The sequence below is a fragment of the Streptomyces sp. NPDC005141 genome (assembly GCF_053599975.1).
Genome location: NZ_JBSFYW010000013.1, coordinates 77,307 through 96,542, shown reverse-complemented (window position 1 = coordinate 96,542; position 19,236 = coordinate 77,307). Strand labels below are relative to the sequence as shown.

The window sequence follows — 19,236 nt, the reverse complement described above, 5'->3', positions numbered from 1 at the left end:
CACGTCGCGCCCCACACTCGGTGGCCACGACGGCGCCCGGAGACCGCTTGTGAACCAGGAGAACGTGGCAGTGAACGGCAGCCGGAAGACCACACCGCAGGAGATCGCCGACACCCTTCGGGAGCGCATGCACGAGGGCGTCCTCAAGGCGGGCGAACGGCTCTCGACCCAGGCCGAGCTCGCGGAGGAGTTCCAGGTCGAGAGGGGCACCGTCCGGCTGGCTCTGCAGATACTCAAGGACGCGGGACTGCTCGACAACGTCTCCAAGGGGAGCCCGCCGCGCGTGGCCGAACTGCCGCCGGACGAGCCTCAGCGGCCCAGGGCGACCGTCCTGAGCCTGAACGACCACCTGGTGCAGGCGTTCTCGTCCCCCGACGTGACGATCGACGCGGTCTGCTTCACGGCGGAGACGCTCATGCTGGGGCTGAACCACATGCGGGGCGTCATCGAACAGGGCACGGTGTGCCCCGAGTCGATCACCATGCGCTGTCTGCTGCCGGGTCCGCAGGTCGAACTGGCCTTTCCCGTCCCGGTGCCCCGGCCTGAGCGTACGGCCGCCGTCCAGCGGGAACTGACGGCGGCCGTCCAGAAGAAGCTGAGGAGACAGATCCAGAACCAGAGGACGGTCATGGAGCGGACGTTCTACGCCTGGCGCGAGGTCAGGCGCATCCGGGCGACCGTCTCCTTCGGCTGGCTCCCGACCACGCCGATGCAGAAGTGCTACGTGCTGAACGGTGAACAGGTGCTGCTCGGCGACTATGTGACGGCGAAGTACCCGCCCAGCGACGACCCCGACGGCTACGAGATCGAGGTCTACGACGTGCGGGGATTCAACACGCCCCTGTTCGCGTTCCGGCTCGAGGACGGTCCGCGGGACGCCGCGCTCGTCGAGGAGAAGCAGAAAGCGTTCAACGCCGTCTGGGCAACGTACGCCGACTGGCCGACACTCGCTTAGTGACTGCTGAGACTGGACAGACCGATTTGGTGACGAGTGAGATCGAGAATGTTCGGGAACTGGTCGCACAGACACGGTATGTCCTCTTCGATTTCGACGGCCCGATCTGCCAGTTGTTCGCCGGCCACTCGGCGGAGGTCATCGCCCGGGATCAGGTGAAGTGGTTGAAGGAGCGGGGCCTGTACGCGGTGCTCACCGAGGACGAGCGCAGCCGTCCGGACCCGCACGGCGTGCTGAGTACGGTGGCCCGACGGCATCCCGGCAGCGATCTGGTGGCGGAGCTCGAAGAACGCCTCACGCAGCAGGAGCTGAAGGCCGTACGCAACGCGATGCCGACGGCCTACGCGGATCCGCTGATCCGCACCTGGGTGGCGGTCGGGGCGAGGCTGGCCATAGCCACCAACAACTCGGCCCGGACGGTGACGTCGTACCTGAGCGGACGGGGCCTCATGCCCTGCTTCGCTCCGTACATCTACGGCCGTACGCAGGACCTGAGCCTGCTCAAGCCGCATCCGGCGACCCTGAAGCGCGCCTTGAACGCGATGGGCGCGTCGCCGGAGGCCTCGCTGATGATCGGCGACACCCCCTCCGATCACGCGGCGGCGGCCCGGGCCGGGGTGCCCTTCCTCGGCTACGCCCGCAACCCCGCCAAGGCGAGGGTGCTGCTGGAGGCCGGGGTGCCGCCGCAGAGCATCATGGGCTCGCTGGAGCCGTTGCTGCGTGCCGTGCGCGCTCATTCCTGAGCCGTCCGGTCCTATGCCTGAACCGTCAGCATGATCAGCACCAGTGCGCCCGCGTAGGCCAGTGTCGTGTTGAACGCTCTCAGTCCAATTGTCAGCAGAAGGAAGCCCAAAAGGCCGAGTGCGCCAAAGGCCCCCCGGAGCTCCTGCTCGATGACTATGAGCGTGACGCCTACGCCGATCTCCACCCACTCCGACTCTTTCATGGTCCCCCCAGACGAGCGTCAACCTGTCGACCAATTGGACTGGTTGCTCTAGGTTGACTGTTCCCGGTTGGGTTGATCCGTTAACCACCAGTCCAATAGGTGGGTATTCTTGACGGGAAGTGGTGTCATCGGTGCGGGAAGGCGGTAGGTTCAGCCTGTGACTGCATCAGATCCTGAGACCGGTCCGGAAGGCGATGAGAGCGGCGGCCGGCCGTTCCAGCGTGTGGAGACCGCCCTGCGGCTGCGGCTGGCGGACGGGACGTACCGCAAGGGCGACATGCTGCCGTCGCAGCGGACCCTCGCCCGCGACCTCAGGGTCTCGCGGGACACCGTCCAGAACGTGCTGAAGGCGCTGGCCGAGGAAGGGTGGATCACCTCCAGGCAGGGCAGCGGCAGCAGGGTCCTGAAGGTTCCGTCGGCGTCCACCCCTCAAGGGCGGCCACAGCTCTACAACTTCATGCACGACGCGTTCTGGCAGGCCGAGGTGTCCCTGGACGTCTCCGCGCTGACGGGCGAGTCGTTCGTCGGCCTCTTCGACCTGCAAGTAGGGCGTGTGGAGGCCGAGGAGATCGCTCCGCGCCGCGTACGCGTACGGATGATGCTGCCCTCGGAGGACACGGAGCTGCTCTACCCGCGTGCCTGGGATCCGAAGGACGGCCGGGTCCACCGGCGCTGGCGGAACAGGGCGCGGATGAACGTCGCCGACATGAGCGACTTCTGCGAGCGGCTCAAGGCCAAGGGGGTCGACGCCGCCCTGGAGGTCCACAGGGTCCCGTGGACCCCGCAGTTCAAGCTCTACATCGTCAATGACGCCGACGCGCTCGTCGGCTTCTACTCCCCGGTCAGGGGGCCGATCAGGCTCGAGGACGGGATGAGCATCGTCGACGCCGTGGACGTCAAGGGCGTGGGGGCGACCCTTCATCACCATCCGCGGCCCAAGGAGGAGAACGCCCGCCAGGGCTCGTACTTCGCCGACTGCCGGGACTGGTTCGACTCCAACTGGGACCGGCTCGCCAAGCAGCCGAAGTCTGGCCGAAACGAAGCTGGTTAGGGCCTGGTTCGTCGGCTTCGGGCAGGGAGGTGTCCAGATAGTGACACGCTGTGATGAGAATCACGCCACCCGCTACCCTGTGCGCTCATGGCGCCTCACCTGCCCCCTGGAGCACACCGCGCGCTGGTGCGCGCGCTCGCGGAGGTGCAGCGACGCCGTCCCGGCGGTGCCACCGTCACCGGTCACCACAACCGCAATCACATCGCGCCGCTGGGCCGGCCACTGGCCTATTTGCTGGGTGCGGAATCCGGACAGGTGCGGGCCAAGTTCCGTATGCCGTTCGAGACGGTGGAGGTCGTGCCGCGCCACTGGCGGCGCGAAGCGGATGTGCTGCGGGTGGTGAGCGAACGGCTGGGTGAAGTCCCGCGCTGCCTGGCGGACTTCGGCACCTGGTCCGTGCACCTGTATCTCGAGGGCAGCGCACTGGCCGATGTGGTCCCGAAGGGGCCGGTCGGGGCCGCGAGGCTCGAGGCGCTGGCGGACTTCTTCGCCCGGCTGGCCCATGTGCCGCGCGAGGCCCTCCCGGACCCCCCGGACGACTGGCCTGCGGACGGCGACAGCGCCGGCTTCCTGCGCCGACTGGCCCGGTTCACCGAGCAACGGGTGCATCTGCCGAACCGGCCGCGCTTCGGAGGGCTCTTCGAGGCGGTCGGAGTGCCCCGGAACGCCATGGACCGCTTCCTGCGGTCGGTACCGGACCTCACCCGACGCCCGTTCACCCTGCTCCACACGGATGTCCACCGGGCCAACGTGGTGCTGACGCAGGTCGAGGACGAGGAACGGGTCGCCGTCATCGACTGGGAACTTGCGCTGTTCGGGGACCCGCTGCACGACCTGGCCACCCACCTCGTGCGGATGGACTACGACGAGTCGGAGCGGGAGCTCATGACCGGCATGTGGGCCGATGCGATGCGGCGGGCGGGCCATCCGGAGAAGACCGCCGGACTGGACCGCGACCTGGGCCGCTACCTGGACTTCGAGCACGCCCAGTCGGTGTTCCCCGACATCATGCGCGCGGCCCTCGCCCTGCCGGCCCGGCCGCAGGACACCCACTTCGAGGCGGCCGCCGACGGGGTGTGCCGCACGCTGCGGCGCGCCTGGCGGCCACTCGCCCTCGGGGGCGAGCCGCTGGACGAGCGCGCCGCGGCACAGGCGTTGCGGCGGTGGCACACCGAGGACCGGGCCAAGGGCGCACCCGGCAAGCGGCTCCGGGACGAACCGAAGGACTCCACCCGCGGCGGCGGGCGGCCGCCGGCCGGGGAGGCGGACGAGTCCGCGGGCCGACGGCAGTTCTCCCGTGGGCGCGGTGCCGCGCGGATGGCGTTCCGCAGGCCGGCGGACGGAGCGGCGCGCCTCGACGCGCGCGAGTCGCCGGAACGGCCGGAACTGCCGGAACTGCTGGGAGGTCTGGAACGACATGGCTGTTGACGTCGACGAGATCGAGGACGTACGCGCCTTGCTCGCGACCGCGCGCGGGGTGCTCTTCGACTTCGACGGCCCCGTGTGCCGGCTCTTTCCCGACGACTCGTCGCTGCCCGTCGCGGACGAACTCAGGGAACTCGTGGCCCGCGAGGGCGCCCGGGGCCTTCTGACGGCGGGGGAGGCGAGGGACAAGGACCCGCACGCCGTCCTCCGGGCCGTGCACCGGGGCCGCCGCGAGCACGAGGGCCTGGTCGGGGTGCTGGAGGAGCGGGTCAGTGTCCGGGAGCTGGACGCGGCCGGGCGGGCCCGGCCCACCCCGAACGCGGCACGGCTCATCCGGACGCTGTCCGGAAGGGGACTCCGGCTCGCCGTGGTCACCAACAACTCGTCCCGGGCCGCCTCCTACTACCTCGAATCCCACGGGCTGCGGGGCTGCTTCGACGTGGTCCACGGCCGGACCCGCGACGTCCATCTGATGAAGCCGCACCCCGATGTCGTCCTCCGGGCCCTGCGCAGCCTGGGGCTGCGCGCCGAGGACGCGGTGATGATCGGGGACTCCCCGGCGGACGTGGGGGCGGCGGCGCGGGCCGGAGTGCGCTTCATCGGTTACGGGCGCAACGCCCGCAAGGAATCCGGATTGCGCGATGCCGGCGCCACGGTCGTGCTCAGCTCGTATGCTCTTCTCCTTGATGAGGCGTGAGAACGCGGCACCTGACACGACTGGACGCGCCCGCCGACGCGCTGCGGAAGTCGCCGGGGCGCAGCCCCTGCACGGGCCTCTGGCGGGCCACCACCACGAGACGTACGCCTTCCCGCTTCCCCAGGGCGCGGACAGGGGGGACGGGCCGAGCCGGTGGAAGCTCAGGGAACCGAGGGCGAACGTCATCTGGTTCGACCGGCGGGCATTCGTGGGGGAAGAGGAACTGCTCGCCGCGCTGGCGGGCCGTGTCCGGGGGATCCCGGACGTCACCCACGTCGGATCCGTGCCACTCCAGCGGTACATCGAGGGCGAGACCCTGGGCTCGCGCTTCCGGCACGGGACGGGGATACCCCCCGCCATGGTCGCCCAGCTCATCGCTTTGGCGGGGGAACTGGCCTCGATACGACCGGACTCCCTCCGCGTCCGGCGGTACCCCCGCGCGGAGGGCCGCATCGCGGACGGTGACAGCCACGGCTTCATCGACCGCCTGGTGCTGTTCGCCGAGGAGAACGTGTACGGGCGCAACGAGCACAGGTTCGGGACGCTCTTCCGGGATCTCGGCATCGACGGGAACGCGTTCCGGCGGCTGCGGGAGCGCCTCGGCGGGATCTCGGAGCGTCCGTTCCAGCTGCTCCACGGGGATCTGCACCGCGAGAACCTGATCATCGATCCCCAGGACAGGCTGTGGGCCATCGACTGGGAGCTGGCCGTCTTCGGCGATCCGCTGTACGACCTCGCCACGCACCTCTATCTCATGGGCTACCCTCCGCGCCAGGCCCGGCGGGTGGCCGAACGCTGGACGGCGGCGGTGGAGGGCGTGGCGGTCGGCGCCTCGCGTTGCTGGCGGTCGGATCTGTCCCGCATCATCGCGTTCAAGCGGGCGCAGTCCGTCTTCACGGATGTCATCAGGGCCGCGCTCAGCCTGGCGGACGGCGCCGCGCTGCGGGTGACTGTGCCGCGGCTGCGCAGGGTGCTGAAGGCGGGTGCCGAGCCGCTCGGCCTGGCCACGGTGCCGACGCCGTGGGAGACGGCGGTGGCGTTGACGCGATGGCGGCGGAGCTACGCTTCACGACCATGAGCAGCGGCACCGCGGGACTGCGCGAACGCAAGAGGCAGCGGATGTACCAGGCTGTCTCAGACACCGCCATCGCCCTCTTCCTCGAGAAGGGGTTCGACGCCGTGTCCGTCGCCGAGGTCGCGGCCGCCGCCGAGATCTCCAAGCCGACGCTCTTCCGGTACTTCGCGTCCAAGGAGGACCTGGTCCTGCACCGGTTCGCGGACCACGAGACGGAGGCCGCGCGGGTCGTCGAGGAAGGACGGGCCGCCGGGAGGTCCGCGATCGACGCGCTCCGCGACCACTTCCTGGACGGGCTGCGGCGCGACGATCCCGTCACCGGACTCAACGAACATCCCGCCGTCCTCGCCTTCCAGCGGCTGCTCTACGGGACGCCGTCGCTGGTGGCGCGGCTGTACGGGTACCTGGAGCGGTCCGAGGCCGCGCTCGCCGAGGCCCTCGCCGAGCCGTTGGGCGACCCGCTCGACGCACGGCTCGCCGCCGGACAGATCACCGCCGTGCGCCGCATCCTCGCCGAGGAGAACGTGCGACGGATCACGGCGGGGGAGCACGCGGCGGATGTGCGTCGGGACGCGGTGGCGGCGGCCGAGCGGGCCTTCGCGCAGGTGGCGGCGGGGTTTCCGGGGCTTGCCTGACAGAGGCGGGCGGACGGGTATGCGGGCCCGGACCTGATCTGCCCGGGTAAAAAATGTTACTCGGTAACGTTATTCCGCTACGCTGGATGGAATGACGCCACCCGACCCCTCCCCGGGGCATGCCCCCGACCCGCCGCTCGCCCGCTTCCTCTCCCGTGAGCGCGCCTTTCACGACACCTGCCGCGCCGCCCTCGCCGCGATGGTCGACGGCGCCGAGGAGCAGGTCGTCACCGGTGAGGACGTCTCCGCCTCCGGCGCCGACGCCGAGGTGCTCGGGTATGTGCTGCGCAGCCAGGCGAAGGAGTTGCGGGAACTTCCCCAAGGGCCCTTGTTCTTCGGCCGGTTGGACTTCGAGGACTCGCGAGCGGCGGCTGGCGACCATGCCGGGCAGTGCTATCACATCGGGCGGTTGCGGATCAGGGAACACCCCGCCGCCCCGCCCCTCGTCGTCGACTGGCGCGCCCCCGTCTCGCGCGCCTTCTACCAGGCGAGCGTCCGCGCCCCCCAGGGCGTCGCCGTCCGCCGCCGCTTCGGCTGGGCCCCCGGCAGCCGGGGTGACTCCGGCGACCTCACGGGCCTGGAGGACGAGCCCATCGGGGCGGAGCGGACGGGGGCGGAACGGATCCGGTCGGAGCCGCCCGGGGCCCCCGATGCCGGAGGCCCGGGCATCGGGAGCCGGAGCGTCGACGGCGAGGGCTGCGGCAAGACTTACGGCGAGGGGTCCGGGCTCGGCGAAAGCGGGGCTGCCGGGGCCCCGGCCGGCTACGGCGGTTCGATCCTCGCCGGGGAGATCGAGCGCCCCCGTGTCGGACCCATGCGGGACATCGCCGCCACCATCCAGCCCGAACAGGACGATCTGGTACGAGGTGATCTCGCGGCCTCGGTCTGTGTGCAGGGCGCCCCGGGCACCGGCAAGACGGCCGTCGGCCTGCACCGGGCCGCCTACCTCCTCTACACGCACCCGCAGCGCATCCGCCGCGGCGGACTGCTGATCCTCGGCCCCAACCGCACGTTCCTGTCGTACATCGCGGAAGTCCTGCCCGCCCTCGGGGAGACCGGTGTACGGCAGTCGACGATCGCGGAGGAGATCGCCGGCCACCCGGTGACCGGCGAGGACGGGGAACGTGCCGCGGTCGTCAAGCACGACGCCCGGATGGCGGAGGTGCTGCGCCGGGCGCTGTACGGGCACATCGGCGTACCGGCCGACTCCCTCGCCGTGCCGGACGGAACGTACCGCTGGCGCGTCCCCGTCGGCGTGCTGCGCCGCATCGTGGACGACGTACGCGCCGAGGAGCCGCCGTACGCCGTCGGGCGGGAGCGGGTGCGGACGCGGGTCGTGCGGTACGTGCGGGAGCGGGCCGAGCTGCGGGCCGGGCCGCAGACGAACGCCTGGGCGCAGCGGATCTCGCGGGCCCGGCCGGTCGGCGCGTACGTCGACACGGTGTGGCCCCGGGTGCGTCCCGAGGAACTGCTCACCCGGCTCCTCACCGACGCCGACGCGTTGGAGCGCGCGGCAGAGGGGATCCTCGACGCCGACGAGCGGAAGGCGGTCCTGTGGGTGAAGCCACCGCGTTCGTGGAAGTCCGCGCGGTGGTCGGCCGCCGATCTCGTCCTCCTCGACGAGATCGCCGGGCTCATCGAACACCCCGAGGGATACGGCCACTTGGTGATCGACGAAGCGCAGGATCTGTCGCCGATGGAGTGCCGGGCGATCGCGCGGCGGGCCTCTTTCGGTTCGCTGACCGTGCTCGGCGACCTGGCGCAGGGCACGACCCCCTGGGCGGCCCGGGAGTGGGACGACATCCTGGTCCATCTCGGTAAACCGGATGCCGACGTCATCCCCCTGACGACCGGATTCCGGGTGCCCGAGGTCATCGTCGAACTCGCCAACCGAGTGCTGGACCGCCTCGCGGTGGGCGTTCCTCCGGCGCGATCCCTCCGCAGGGACGGCGAGTTGACGATCCGGCCGACCTCCGACCCGTCGGCCGAGACCGTCGCGGCCGTGCGGGAGGCGCTCGGACACGAGGGGTCCATCGGAGTCATCACCGCCGACACGGACGTCGTACGGGTACGGGAGGCGCTCGGCGCCGCGGGGATCAGCGCGGCCGGAGCCGATGAACCGGGCGCCCGCGTCGCGGTGTTGCCGGCGAGTCTCGCCAAGGGGCTGGAGTACGACCATGTCGTGGCCGTGGAACCGGCCGCGATCGCGGAGGCGGAGTCCCGCGGGCTGCACCGGCTCTACGTCGTGCTGACCCGGGCGGTGTCGCGCCTGGACGTGATCCACACGCGGCCCCTGCCCTGGTGATGTCTGTCCTGTGCCCGCAGCCTCGGTGATCCCTGTCCTGGTGATCCCTGTCCTGATGACCCCGGCGGTTCACCAGGACAGGGGGCGGCCGTCGCGGAAGAAGCCTCCGGTGGGGCCGTCGTCCGGAAGGGTGGCCGCCCAGACGACGCTCGCGGCGCCCTCCTCGACGGGGCGGCCGCCCGGCCCGCCCATGTCGGTCGCGACCCAGCCCGGACAGACCGCGTTCACCAGAATCCCGTCGGAACGCAGTTCGGCGGCGAACATCCTGGTCAGGGCGTTGAGAGCCACCTTCGACGCCGAGTAGGCCGGGGTTCCGCCGCCCATGCCGGTGAGGGACGCGGCCTCGCTGGAGACGTTCACGACCCGCGGGTGCTCGCTCGCGCGCAGCAGCGAGAGCAGCGCCTGGGTCAGCCGCCAGGGCCCGTACAGATTGGTCTCGGCCGCCTGGCGTACGACGTCCAGGTCGGCCGTCGTGGCGCGCTGCCAGGTGTCGTACGTGATCGCCGCGTTGTTGATCAGCACGTCGAGGGCGTCGATGTCCCGGGCCGCCGCGGCGATGTCCGCCTCGGAGGTGACGTCGAGGCGGAGCGGGCGGACACCGGGCAGTCCGATGGCGTCGGCGGCGTCGGCGGCGGCCTCCGCGGAGCGGGCCGTCAGATACGCGGTGTGGCCCGCGGCGGCCAGCAGGCGGGCGACCTCACGGCCGATACCTCGGTTGGCGCCGGTGACGAGCGCGATCACGGGGTCGCTCCGGCAGGTTCCAGGAGTGGGATCAACTGCTCTTCCTCATACGTCAGATGGGCTTCGAGTTCGCTCGTGAGGCGGTCCACCTCGGAGAGTACGCGGCCGGGGTCCGCGTCCTCGGCAGCGACGACCCGGCGCAGCTCGTCGAGGAGTTCTGCGATCCGTCCGTGCTCGTGACGCAGCCGGTCGAGGACGGGCGCCGCTTCGGGACGGAGGCCGGCGAGCATCGGGAAGATGCCCAGCTCCTCGCCGGTGTGGTGGTTGTGGAGGCCCTGGCAGAGAGTGAGGCAGTTGACGCGGAGCTGGGCGCCCAGGGACGCCGCGCCCTGCGCCGTCACCTCCTCGCGGACCAGGGCGAGTTCGCGTCGGAAGGCGCCGTGGACGGCCTTCAGGGCTTCGGCCATGGAGTCGGCGTTGATGTCCGGCGGCCCGTCCTTGGGGAGCGCGCGCAGGGCGACGACGGGGATGACGCGGTCCGTCTTCGCCTGGTACTCCGCCCACCCCGGGTCGGCCTCCACCGCACGGGCGAAGGCGCGGTCGCGCTCGGTGCGTTCGAGCACGACGGCCTCCGCCTCGTACCTGAACACGCCGTCCTCGACGGTCACCCGCGGATGCGCGACGAGGTTGCGGAACCAGTCGGGATGCCGGGGCGCGCCACCGGCCGACGCGATGACGAGCACCCGCTCGCCGCCGTCGGGGTAGTAGCCGACGGGGGTCGTGTGCGGGGTTCCCGTCCGTGTCCCGAGGGTGGTCAGCAGAATCAGCCGCGCTCCCTCGAAATAACCGCCGACGCGCCCGCCATTGGCGCGGAATTCCTCGATGACTTGCTGGTTGAAGGGGTTGGGCATTCTCTTCCTTTTCCTGTTTTCGGGCAGGGTGGATTACCGCGGGGTGAATGCGGTCCGCGGTGCTCGGGCGTTCGGTGGATTGCGTGATCGCGTGCGCAGGCCGGTGCCCCGGACGAGGGGTACGCAAAGGGAGGCGCCTACGGGCGGCGGGGTTCGCGCGAGCTCGCAGGAGGCGCACACAGGCAGCGCACGCAGGGGGCACGCAGGGGGAGGCGTACGAGGAGAGAACTCGTACGGAGAAAGAAGAAGGGGGCGGCGCTCTGGCCCGCCCCGGCCTCACTCGGAGGCCGGGCACCCAATTCGCTCACGGCACAAGGCCGACCCGGCAGTCATGAACGTCACCGTAATGCCTCTCCGCCGCGCGAGGCAATACCGATTTCCGTAAGGACGGCCGAATCGGCGACGGTGACGGTGTTCCCGTGTTTCAGGCATGGAGAGCCGCGAAAGACAAAGGCAAGGAGGTCAGCCGCTCCTTGCCACTCTCAACGTATAGCGCACCGGGGGGCTTGCGGCAAGGTCCGGGTCGTGCCGCAGAATCGTCGACCTGGGCCGGAATCCACGGAAAGCAGTGATGCGTGAAGTACGTGTGCTGTTGTCACCGTTTGCGTCGCGCGAGGACGTCGAACCGCCGGTGGGACGCGCGGAGCGGGCCGGCCCCGACGCAACATCGTCATAGGGGGGTTCTCGTGATGGACGTGATCGTGGTCGGCGGCGGGCCGACCGGCTTGATGCTGGCGAGCGAGCTGCGGCTGCACGGTGTGCACGTGGTCGTTCTGGAGAAGCTGACCGAGCCGACCAGGGAGACCCGCGGGCGCGGCCTGCACGCGCGCAGCGTCGAGGTGATGGACCAGCGGGGGCTGCTGGACCGGTTCCTCGCGGTCAGTGAGAAGTTCCAGGTGGGCGGTCTTTTCGGCGGCATCATGAAGCCGTGGCCGGACCGGTTGGACACCGCGCACCCGTACGGCCTCTCCACTCTGCAGCCGGTCACCGAGCGGCTGCTCCACGAGCGTGCCGTCGAACTCGGCGCAGAGATCCGGCGCGGCTGCGAAGTGGTCGGGCTGAGCCATGACGGGGCCGGGGTGAGCGTCGAACTGGCGGACGGCACAGGGCTGCGCTCGCGTTACCTCGTCGGGTGCGACGGCGGCCGCAGCGTGGTGCGCAGGCTGCTCGGCGTCGGATTCCCCGGCGAACCCGCCACGGTCGAGACGCTGTTGGGCGACATGGAGATGACCGAGGATCCGGCGAAGGTCGAGGCCGTCGTCGCGGAAGTCCGCAGGACCCATCTGCGGTTCGGCGCGATCGCCAACGGGGACGGGACGTATCGCGTCATCGTGCCCGCCGACGGCGTGTCCGAGGACCGGTCGACCGCCCCGACCCTCGAAGAGTTCAGACAGCGGCTCCGGGCGGTCGCGGGGACCGACTTCGGAGTGCACTCCCCGCGCCGGCTGTCCCGGTTCGGCGACGCCACCCGGCAGGCCGAGCGCTACCGGGTGGACCGGGTGATGCTGGCCGGCGACGCGGCGCACATCCACCCGCCGACCGGCGGGCAGGGGCTCAACCTCGGCGTGCAGGACGCCTTCAACCTGGGCTGGAAGCTGGCCGCCGCGGTCGACGGCTGGGCGCCGGAGGATCTCCTCGACAGCTACCACGCCGAACGGCACCCGGTGGGCGCCCGCGTGCTGGACAACGCCCGCGCGCAGATCACGCTGCTGGGGACCGACGCGGGTGTGGTCGCGCTGCGGGAGCTGCTCTCGAAGCTGATGGACTTCGAAGAGGTGAACCGGTACGTGACCGGGATGATCACGGCGGTCGACGTGCGCTACGACGTCGGCCAGGAAGGCGACGCGACCGACGAGGGCGACGCGACCGGCGGCCACGCGCTGCTGGGCCGGCGGATGCGGGACGTACGGCTGAAGCAGGGCCGCCTGTACGAGCTGATGCACGACGGACGCGGACTGCTGCTCGACCGGACCGGCAGCCTCTCGGTGGCGGGGTGGGCGGACCGGGTCGACCACGTCGTCGACGGCAGCGAGGAACTGGACGTCCCCGCGGTCCTGCTGCGACCGGACGGCCATGTCGCCTGGGCCGGCGAGGACCAGCAGGACCTGCTCGGCCGGCTGCCCCGGTGGTTCGGCGCCGCCACCGGTCGAGCGAGCGTCCGTGGCCGTCCTGTGTCAGAGGGGTCCGGGCATCATGCGGGCTCGGCACCCGTGAAGTCGTACGCGCCCCAGTCGGCGAGCGAGCGATAGCCGAGGCGCTGGTAGAGGGCGTTGCTGGTGGGGTTGGACAGGTCCGCGAACAGCACGACCTCCCTGGCGCCCGCGGCCAGGGCGGCCCGGCTCACCTCCGCCGTCACGGCACCCGCGTAGCCGCGCCCGCGCAGCCGGGCCGGGGTGTAGACGATGTCCACCTGGATCTGGCCGCCGATCAACGGGTTCATGCCCGCGACGGAGACGGGAGTGCCGTCCGGGGTCTCCCACAATGTGTAGCGCTTGTCGGCGAAGCGGGATCCGGCCCAGGAGCCCGCGTCCAGGGAGACGACCTCCCCGACCGCCCTGGCGAACTCGCCGCACCAGAACATGACTTCCTCGAGGTCCTGCTCGCCCAGGACACGGGCCCGGCCCGCCGGTGGCGGCTCCGGCGGGGTGAGCGTGCCGAGTCGGTACAGACGGAGCCGTATGTCGCGGAGTTTCGGCGTCGCGCCGGTGTGCCGCTGCCAGGCCTCGGCGAAAGCGGTGGCGGTGCCGTGGTCCGCGCCGACGGAGGGAAGGGAGTGCCCGAGGGCGGCCAGGCGGGCGGCGAGGGTGTCGGCCTGCTCGGGCGTGAGCGGGGTGAGGCCCAGACCGCGGGACGGGAGGCGGTAGCAGGCGGCGTGGACCTCTCCCGCCCGGTTCAGCGTGCCGAAGAGGGGGGCTTCGGTGCCGAACGCGTCCACCCCGCGTGTTCGCAGTCTCGCGGTCCACGTCAGCGGCATGACGTGCAGACCGGGCCGTGAGCGCAGGAAGTCCCCGGCTCGGGTGAGGAAGTCGTCGACGTCTTCGGTGAAGTGCCAGCCGTCCGTTCGCATGCTTCATGATTTCCGATGCGCTCGCCGCGGGGAACAGGCCGGTGCGCTCACCTCGAACGCGGGACAGCGTCGCGGATCCGCTCGGAGGGCCGCGCGGAGTGGCGTGACACACTTTTGCAAGCAGGTGCTTGCAATAGTTAGCGAGGGTGCGGCAAGGTGGGGGCATGGCATCGCTCAACGTCGGCAATCTTGGTGAGTATCTGCGGGAACAGCGGCGCAACGCGCAGCTGTCGCTGCGGCAGCTCGCCGACGCCGCCGGGGTGTCCAATCCGTATCTGAGCCAGATCGAGCGCGGGCTGCGCAAGCCGAGCGCGGAGGTGCTCCAGCAGGTCGCCAAGGCGCTGCGGATCTCCGCCGAGACGCTGTACGTGCGGGCCGGCATTCTCGACGCCGAGCGGGACCGGGACGAGGTGGAGACGCGTGCCGTCATCCTCGCCGATCCCACGCTGAACGAGCGGCAGAAGCAGGTGCTGCTCCAGATCTACGAGTCCTTCCGCAAGGAGAACGGATTCGAGATCGCGCCGGCGGACGAGACCGCTCACGGCACCGACGTGCCCGGGACCGACGAAGGTCACGGCACCGACGTATCCGCGGCTCAGGACATACCGGGCGCCCAGCCTTCACAGGACACCGCCGTCCGCGGCCCCCGCACGGCCGACGGCAGCGATGCCGGTCCGCAGCAGACCGCGAGTTGACCGCATGCGGATCACCGAACCCTCAGCTGAAAGCGATTACGGGAGGACCATCGTCATGGCCATCACCGACGACATCCGCAAGGCCGCCACGGACCCGACCCCGCTCTACTTCCTGGCCGGCACCGCCGACCTGGCCGTACAGCAGGCGAAGAAGGTCCCCGGCATCGTGGAGCAGATCCGTGCCGAGGCTCCGGCGCGCATCGACACCGTGAAGAACATCGACCCGAACGCCGTCCAGGAGAAGGCCACCGCCCGCGCCAAGGAGGCGCAGGAGAGCCTGCAGACCAAGGTGACGGAACTCCTCAGCACCCTCGACACCGACCTGAAGAAGCTCGGTGAGTCCGCTCAGGACTTCGCCCTGCGCGGTGTCGGCGTCGCCGCCGAGTACGCCGTGAAGGCCCGGGAGACGTACGAGAAGGTCGCCGAGCACGGCGAGCAGACCGTACGGACCTGGCGCGGCGAGGCGGCCGAGGAGATCGAGGAGCTCGCCATCGCCGTCGAGCCGAACACCGAGACGGTCGAGGTCAAGGAAGAGGAGAAGCCGGCGGCCGCCGCCGAGTCCGCTTCCTCCAAGAAGGCCCCGGCGAAGAAGGCCCCGGTCCGCAAGCCGGTCGCCAAGAAGACGACTCCGCCCGCGAAGTAGGCGAGCGGCGGCAGGACAACTCCGCCTTACGCGGACGGGCCGGGCACTCTCGGAGTTCCCGGCCCGTTCTCCGGGTACGGTGGCCGTAGAGACGACTCGACCCGGGCGGTGGGCATTGTGCTGATGACAGCATTCGGCGGCCTGATGTGGCTGATCTTCACAGCCATGCTGGTGCTTGCCGTGGTGGCGCTGGTGATGGCCGCGGTCGCCCGCGACGACGCCTATCGCGCCGCCGACAAGCAGAACAAGATGTTCTGGCTGATCATCCTCGGCATCACGGTGGCTGTGAACCTCCTGGTGCCGATGCTCTTCCTGCAGATCGCGGGCCTGATCGCCACGATCGTCTTCTTCGTCGACGTCCGCCCCGCGCTGCGCCAGGTCTCCGGCGGCGGCCGCGGCCGCCGCGGCGGAAGCAGCAGCGACGGCCCGTACGGCCCGTACAACGGCGGCAGGTAACCCTCCCCGCCCAACACAAGCCGGCCCGACCCCACCAGACAGCAAGCGGGAGGGGACCGCGCCCAATCCCCACACAACCCGCAGCCGACGACGCGCGGGAGGGGCCGTGCCCAGCGGACAGCACACCAACGGGCCGGACACCCAATCCCCGTACAACCCGCAGTCGTCCGCGCACGGGAGGGGCATCACCCAAACCCCTGTGCACCCGCAGCCGTCCGCGCACGGGAGGGCCGCACCCAAACCCCTGTGCACCCGCAGCCGTCCGCGCACGGGAGGGCCGCACCCAAGCCCTTGCGCACCCGCGCCCGTCCACGCACGGGAGGGGCATCACCCAAACCCCTGTGCACCCGCAGCCGTCCGCGCACGGGAGGGCCGCACCCAAGCCCCTGCGCACCCGCGCCCGTCCACGCACGGGAGGGGCCGTGCCAGTACATCCCAATGTCCGTCGCTTACGTTCGGATCGAGCAGCGGTTCGCACAGGTAGCCCACGTCTGATCCAGCGGCGACGGACTGGGATGTACCGGCACGGCCCCGACCCACCCACCGGACCAGCACGCGAAGCCGGCGCGAGCGCACTGCATCCCGGAAACCGCAGAGGCCACTGCATCCCGGAAACCGCAGAGGCCACTGCATCCCGGAAACCGCAGAGGCCACTGCATCCCGGAAACCGCAGCGACCCCCGCCCGCCGAGCGAACCCCGCGACGCGGAGCCGACCGCTAAGGCGTCCTGTCCAGCAGCAGCACAGCCACGTCGTCCGCCAGCTCCCCACCGTTGAGTTCGCGCACCTCGTTCACCGCCGCACGCAGCAACTCCTCGCCCTGGAGCCCCTGGGCGAGCTGACGGCGGACCATCTCCACCATGCCGTCCTGGCCCAGGCGTTCCTTGCCCACGCCCGTGTGGCCCTCGATCAGGCCGTCGGTGTAGAGCATCAGGCTCCACGCGGCACCCAGTTCCACCTGCATGCGCGGCCAGCGGGCGTTCGGGAGCAGACCGAGCGCGGGCCCGTTGTTCTCGTACGGCAGCAGTTTCGCGGGCCGGCCCGGGCGGGCGATCAGCGGCGACGGGTGACCGGCGAGGCAGAGCCCGGCACGACGGCCGTCCGGCGCGATGTCCACGGTGCACAGCGTCGCGAAGATCTCGTCGCTCTCACGCTCGTGCTCCAGGACCTGCTGCAGCGTGGACAGGAGTTCGTCGCCGCACAGGCCCGCGAACGTCAGCGCGCGCCAGGCGATACGCAGTTCCACCCCGAGCGCCGCCTCGTCGGGCCCGTGCCCGCAGACATCGCCGATCATGGCGTGCACCGTGCCGTCGGCCGTGCGCACGGTGTCGTAGAAGTCGCCGCCGAGCAGCGCCCGGGAGCGGCCCGGACGGTAGCGCGCGGCGAACCGCAGCGGGGAGCCCTCCAGGAGCGGGGTCGGCAGCAGGCCGCGCTCCAGACGGGCGTTCTCCTGGGCGCGCAGCTTGGACTCGGTGAGTCGTCGCTCGGCCTTGTCGGAACGCTTCCGCTCCACCGCGTACCGGATCGCGCGGCTCAGCAGCCGGCTGTCCAGCTCGTCGCGGAAGAGATAGTCCTGGGCACCGACGCGCACCGCCTCCGCGCCGCGTTCGGCGTCGCCGGACGCGGTGAGCGCGAGGACGGCGTGCCCGGGCGCGAGCCGCAGCACGTGCTTGAGCGTCGCCAACTCGTCGGCGCCGTCCGCCGCCCGGCCCGGCGCGGGCAGCGCGAGGTCGAGCAGGATGCAGTGGACGTCGTCGGTGAGCAGCCGCTCGGCCTCGGTGAGGTTGCGGGCGGTACGGATCCGGATCGGTTTGCCGGCCGCGTCGAGCATTTCGGGCACGCCGAGCGAACCCGCCGGGTCGTCTTCGATGACCAGGAGAGTCAGATTGGTGGTGCTCGGGACCGGGGTCGTGGCACGAGGTTCCGGTGCTGCCCCGGCGTGGCCGCCGGTGGTGTCTCCGGATGGGCCGCCGGGTGAGAACACGGCTCGAGCCTGACCACTTTCCACGGCCGGGATCGCTCTCTGCCGCGGTACGGGTACGGGCATCGTCTGGGTTCCTTCCCTCCCCCCGAGGGCGTGGTGGGCGAAGGACCTCGACCCACCGACGGGGACCATAGCGTCCGCCGGTGCCGCAACGGAATGGCGTACGGCGCGGCGTCCCGCAAAGGGCCACCGTCATATGCCGCATCCCGTAACGCATTTGGACAGGACGCGGTTCTGTCAGGGATGACGAAGGTCACGTCCCCGAGGTTGCGAGCGCGGGGCAACCGTGCGGTGCGTCACGTGCGGTGCGTCACGCGTCCCGTGGTGCCGCCCGGTGTGTACAGGCCGGGGGAGCCTCGCAATCCCTCACCTGTACCTGTACCTGTACCTGTACCTGTACCTGTACCTGTACCTGTACCTGCACCCGTACCTCTACCTGCGCACAGGCCGGGAGCGGCAGCCCCACTCGTCCTCCGGGCCCGTCCTCGACAGCCGGCCGGGCCCGGTGTGTCCGCTCCGGGCGCCTTACGCGTCCGGCCGTACGACACCCAGGATCTGCATCGAACCCGCCCCCGTGATCGTCACCGTCCGTCCGGGCCGAGGAGCGTGCACGACCGCGCCGTCTCCTATGTACATCCCGACATGGCTGGCGTCGTCGAAGTAGATGATCAGGTCGCCGGGCCGCATGTCCTTGACGTCGACGTGCTTGAGCCGCTTCCACTGCTCCTGCGAGGTGCGGGGGATGGGGTGGCCGGCGGACGCCCAGGCCTGGGACGTGAGCCCCGAGCAGTCGAACGACTTCGGACCCTCCGCGCCCCACTCGTACGGCTTGCCGATCTGGTCGGTCGCGTACTTCACGGCCTTCTTGCCCTGTTCGGACGCCTCGCTCCTGATGTCCGCGAGGACGCCGGAGCTCAGCCAGACCGACTGCGCCTGGTACGCGGCCTCTTCCTCCAGCTTCGCCAGCCGCTCCTTCTCCTTCTGCTCCAGCTGGGACTCCAGCTTCTCGGCGTCGGAGATCCGCTGCTTGATCTTCTTCTTGGCCTCGGCCTTGGCCTTGCGGTTGTCCTCCAGCTTCCGCCACTGCGCTGAGGCGTCCTTCTCGTACTGCTCCAAGTCCTGCTGGGTGCGCGTCATCTCGCCCAGCAGCCCCTTGGTGGCGTGCTCGCCCTGCCGCACGCGCCCCGCGCCGTCGAGGAACTCCTGCGGGTCGTCGCTCAGCCACAGCCGCGCCCCGGGCGGCAGCCCGCCGCCCCGGTACTGCGCGCGGGCCGCGGCGCCCGCGCGGTCCTTCAGCTTGTCCAGCTTCGCCTGGCCCTTGACGATCTCCCGGGCCAGATCGACGATCTCGGCGGACTGCTTCTCGGCCTTCTCCTCGGCCGCGTTGTACGCGTCCGTGGCGACCGCCGCGTCGTGGTAGAGCTTTTCGAGCTTCTTGCGGACCGCTTCGAGGTCCTTGTTACTCACAGGCTTCGGGGTCGCCGCGGGAGTTCTGGTCGGCGCCGGTGTCGGGCTCGCGTAGGCCATCCCTGGTGTCGCCAGCACTACGCAGGCACATGCGCAGGCCAGGGCCATGGCCGCCGTGGTCAGACTCCGCTTGCCGGATCCCATTACTCCGCCCCCAACTGATTTACCGTCAGTAACTTACGGACGCCCCGGGGATCGTGCCATGTCGACGCGCAATGCGACAGAGTCGGGCATGAACTCCCTC

General features: G+C 70.7%; 18 protein-coding genes. 12 read left to right on the top strand and 6 right to left on the bottom strand.

Features of this window, described 5'->3' with window-relative positions; genetic code table 11:
* Positions 1-70 precede the first annotated feature (70 nt).
* Together ACWD68_RS13275 and ACWD68_RS13270 are read left to right on the top strand one after the other, a co-directional pair.
* A complete protein-coding gene (locus ACWD68_RS13275; protein WP_451806534.1) occupies positions 71-955 on the top strand; it encodes a FadR/GntR family transcriptional regulator in 885 nt (294 codons plus the stop codon).
* The gene (locus ACWD68_RS13270; RefSeq protein ID WP_451806533.1) at positions 955-1,698 is read left to right on the top strand and encodes an HAD family hydrolase; all 744 of its coding nucleotides are present in this window, start codon (positions 955-957) and stop codon (positions 1,696-1,698) included. The genes ACWD68_RS13275 and ACWD68_RS13270 overlap by 1 nt, the downstream gene beginning before the upstream one ends.
* An 11-nt stretch (positions 1,699-1,709) precedes the next feature.
* Here ACWD68_RS13270 and ACWD68_RS13265 read toward each other — a convergent pair whose 3' ends face one another.
* Positions 1,710-1,883, bottom strand: a complete 174-nt coding sequence (locus ACWD68_RS13265; protein ID WP_451806532.1) for a hypothetical protein — start codon at positions 1,881-1,883, stop codon at positions 1,710-1,712.
* Between the two features lie 175 nt (positions 1,884-2,058).
* On the opposite strand from ACWD68_RS13265, the gene ACWD68_RS13260 reads away from it, so the two are divergent.
* From ACWD68_RS13260 to ACWD68_RS13235, 6 genes are all read left to right on the top strand, one after another.
* Positions 2,059-2,952, top strand: a complete 894-nt coding sequence (locus ACWD68_RS13260) for a GntR family transcriptional regulator (RefSeq protein WP_451806531.1) — start codon at positions 2,059-2,061, stop codon at positions 2,950-2,952.
* Between the two features lie 87 nt (positions 2,953-3,039).
* Entirely contained in the window at positions 3,040-4,380 is a 1,341-nt protein-coding gene (locus tag ACWD68_RS13255) for a phosphotransferase family protein (protein ID WP_451806530.1), read from the top strand.
* Positions 4,370-5,074 (top strand): HAD family hydrolase, encoded by a 705-nt coding sequence (locus ACWD68_RS13250; protein WP_451806529.1) that lies wholly within the window; start codon positions 4,370-4,372, stop codon positions 5,072-5,074. Before ACWD68_RS13255 ends, ACWD68_RS13250 begins: the two co-directional genes overlap by 11 nt.
* The gene (locus ACWD68_RS13245) at positions 5,064-6,152 is read left to right on the top strand and encodes a phosphotransferase (RefSeq protein WP_451806528.1); all 1,089 of its coding nucleotides are present in this window, start codon (positions 5,064-5,066) and stop codon (positions 6,150-6,152) included. The genes ACWD68_RS13250 and ACWD68_RS13245 overlap by 11 nt, the downstream gene beginning before the upstream one ends.
* The gene (locus ACWD68_RS13240; protein WP_451806527.1) at positions 6,149-6,784 is read left to right on the top strand and encodes a TetR/AcrR family transcriptional regulator; all 636 of its coding nucleotides are present in this window, start codon (positions 6,149-6,151) and stop codon (positions 6,782-6,784) included. The genes ACWD68_RS13245 and ACWD68_RS13240 overlap by 4 nt, the downstream gene beginning before the upstream one ends.
* 91 nt (positions 6,785-6,875) lie before the next feature.
* Positions 6,876-9,089, top strand: a complete 2,214-nt coding sequence (locus ACWD68_RS13235) for a HelD family protein (protein ID WP_451806526.1) — start codon at positions 6,876-6,878, stop codon at positions 9,087-9,089.
* A 69-nt stretch (positions 9,090-9,158) separates the two neighbouring features.
* On the opposite strand, the gene ACWD68_RS13230 is transcribed toward ACWD68_RS13235, so the two are convergent.
* Together ACWD68_RS13230 and ACWD68_RS13225 are read right to left on the bottom strand one after the other, a co-directional pair.
* Positions 9,159-9,830 carry an SDR family NAD(P)-dependent oxidoreductase gene (locus tag ACWD68_RS13230; protein ID WP_451806525.1) on the bottom strand — a complete coding sequence of 224 codons (672 nt, stop codon included), beginning with the start codon at positions 9,828-9,830 and terminating at the stop codon, positions 9,159-9,161.
* Positions 9,827-10,681 carry a nitroreductase/quinone reductase family protein gene (locus ACWD68_RS13225; RefSeq protein WP_451806524.1) on the bottom strand — a complete coding sequence of 285 codons (855 nt, stop codon included), beginning with the start codon at positions 10,679-10,681 and terminating at the stop codon, positions 9,827-9,829. Before ACWD68_RS13225 ends, ACWD68_RS13230 begins: the two co-directional genes overlap by 4 nt.
* Positions 10,682-11,367: 686 nt before the next feature.
* Here ACWD68_RS13225 and rox point away from each other — a divergent pair.
* Entirely contained in the window at positions 11,368-12,930 is a 1,563-nt protein-coding gene (rox, locus tag ACWD68_RS13220) for a rifampin monooxygenase (protein ID WP_451806523.1), read from the top strand.
* Here rox and ACWD68_RS13215 read toward each other — a convergent pair.
* On the bottom strand, positions 12,873-13,748 hold the full coding sequence (locus ACWD68_RS13215) for a GNAT family N-acetyltransferase (protein ID WP_451806522.1): 876 nt from the start codon (positions 13,746-13,748) through the stop codon (positions 12,873-12,875). The two genes, rox and ACWD68_RS13215, sit on opposite strands and share 58 nt — an antisense overlap.
* A gap of 164 nt (positions 13,749-13,912) precedes the next feature.
* On the opposite strand from ACWD68_RS13215, the gene ACWD68_RS13210 reads away from it, so the two are divergent.
* The 3 genes from ACWD68_RS13210 (at position 13,913) to ACWD68_RS13200 (ending at position 15,542) form a co-directional block, all read left to right on the top strand.
* Positions 13,913-14,443 carry a helix-turn-helix domain-containing protein gene (locus ACWD68_RS13210; protein WP_451806521.1) on the top strand — a complete coding sequence of 177 codons (531 nt, stop codon included), beginning with the start codon at positions 13,913-13,915 and terminating at the stop codon, positions 14,441-14,443.
* Between the two features lie 55 nt (positions 14,444-14,498).
* Positions 14,499-15,086 (top strand): hypothetical protein, encoded by a 588-nt coding sequence (locus ACWD68_RS13205; RefSeq protein WP_451806520.1) that lies wholly within the window; start codon positions 14,499-14,501, stop codon positions 15,084-15,086.
* A gap of 117 nt (positions 15,087-15,203) precedes the next feature.
* Positions 15,204-15,542, top strand: a complete 339-nt coding sequence (locus ACWD68_RS13200) for a DUF2516 family protein (protein ID WP_451806519.1) — start codon at positions 15,204-15,206, stop codon at positions 15,540-15,542.
* A gap of 717 nt (positions 15,543-16,259) precedes the next feature.
* On the opposite strand, the gene ACWD68_RS13195 is transcribed toward ACWD68_RS13200, so the two are convergent.
* Both ACWD68_RS13195 and ACWD68_RS13190 read right to left on the bottom strand, forming a co-directional pair.
* The gene (locus tag ACWD68_RS13195) at positions 16,260-17,588 is read right to left on the bottom strand and encodes a PP2C family protein-serine/threonine phosphatase (protein WP_451806518.1); all 1,329 of its coding nucleotides are present in this window, start codon (positions 17,586-17,588) and stop codon (positions 16,260-16,262) included.
* A gap of 462 nt (positions 17,589-18,050) precedes the next feature.
* The gene (locus ACWD68_RS13190; RefSeq protein WP_451806517.1) at positions 18,051-19,136 is read right to left on the bottom strand and encodes an NlpC/P60 family protein; all 1,086 of its coding nucleotides are present in this window, start codon (positions 19,134-19,136) and stop codon (positions 18,051-18,053) included.
* Positions 19,137-19,236 lie beyond the last annotated feature (100 nt).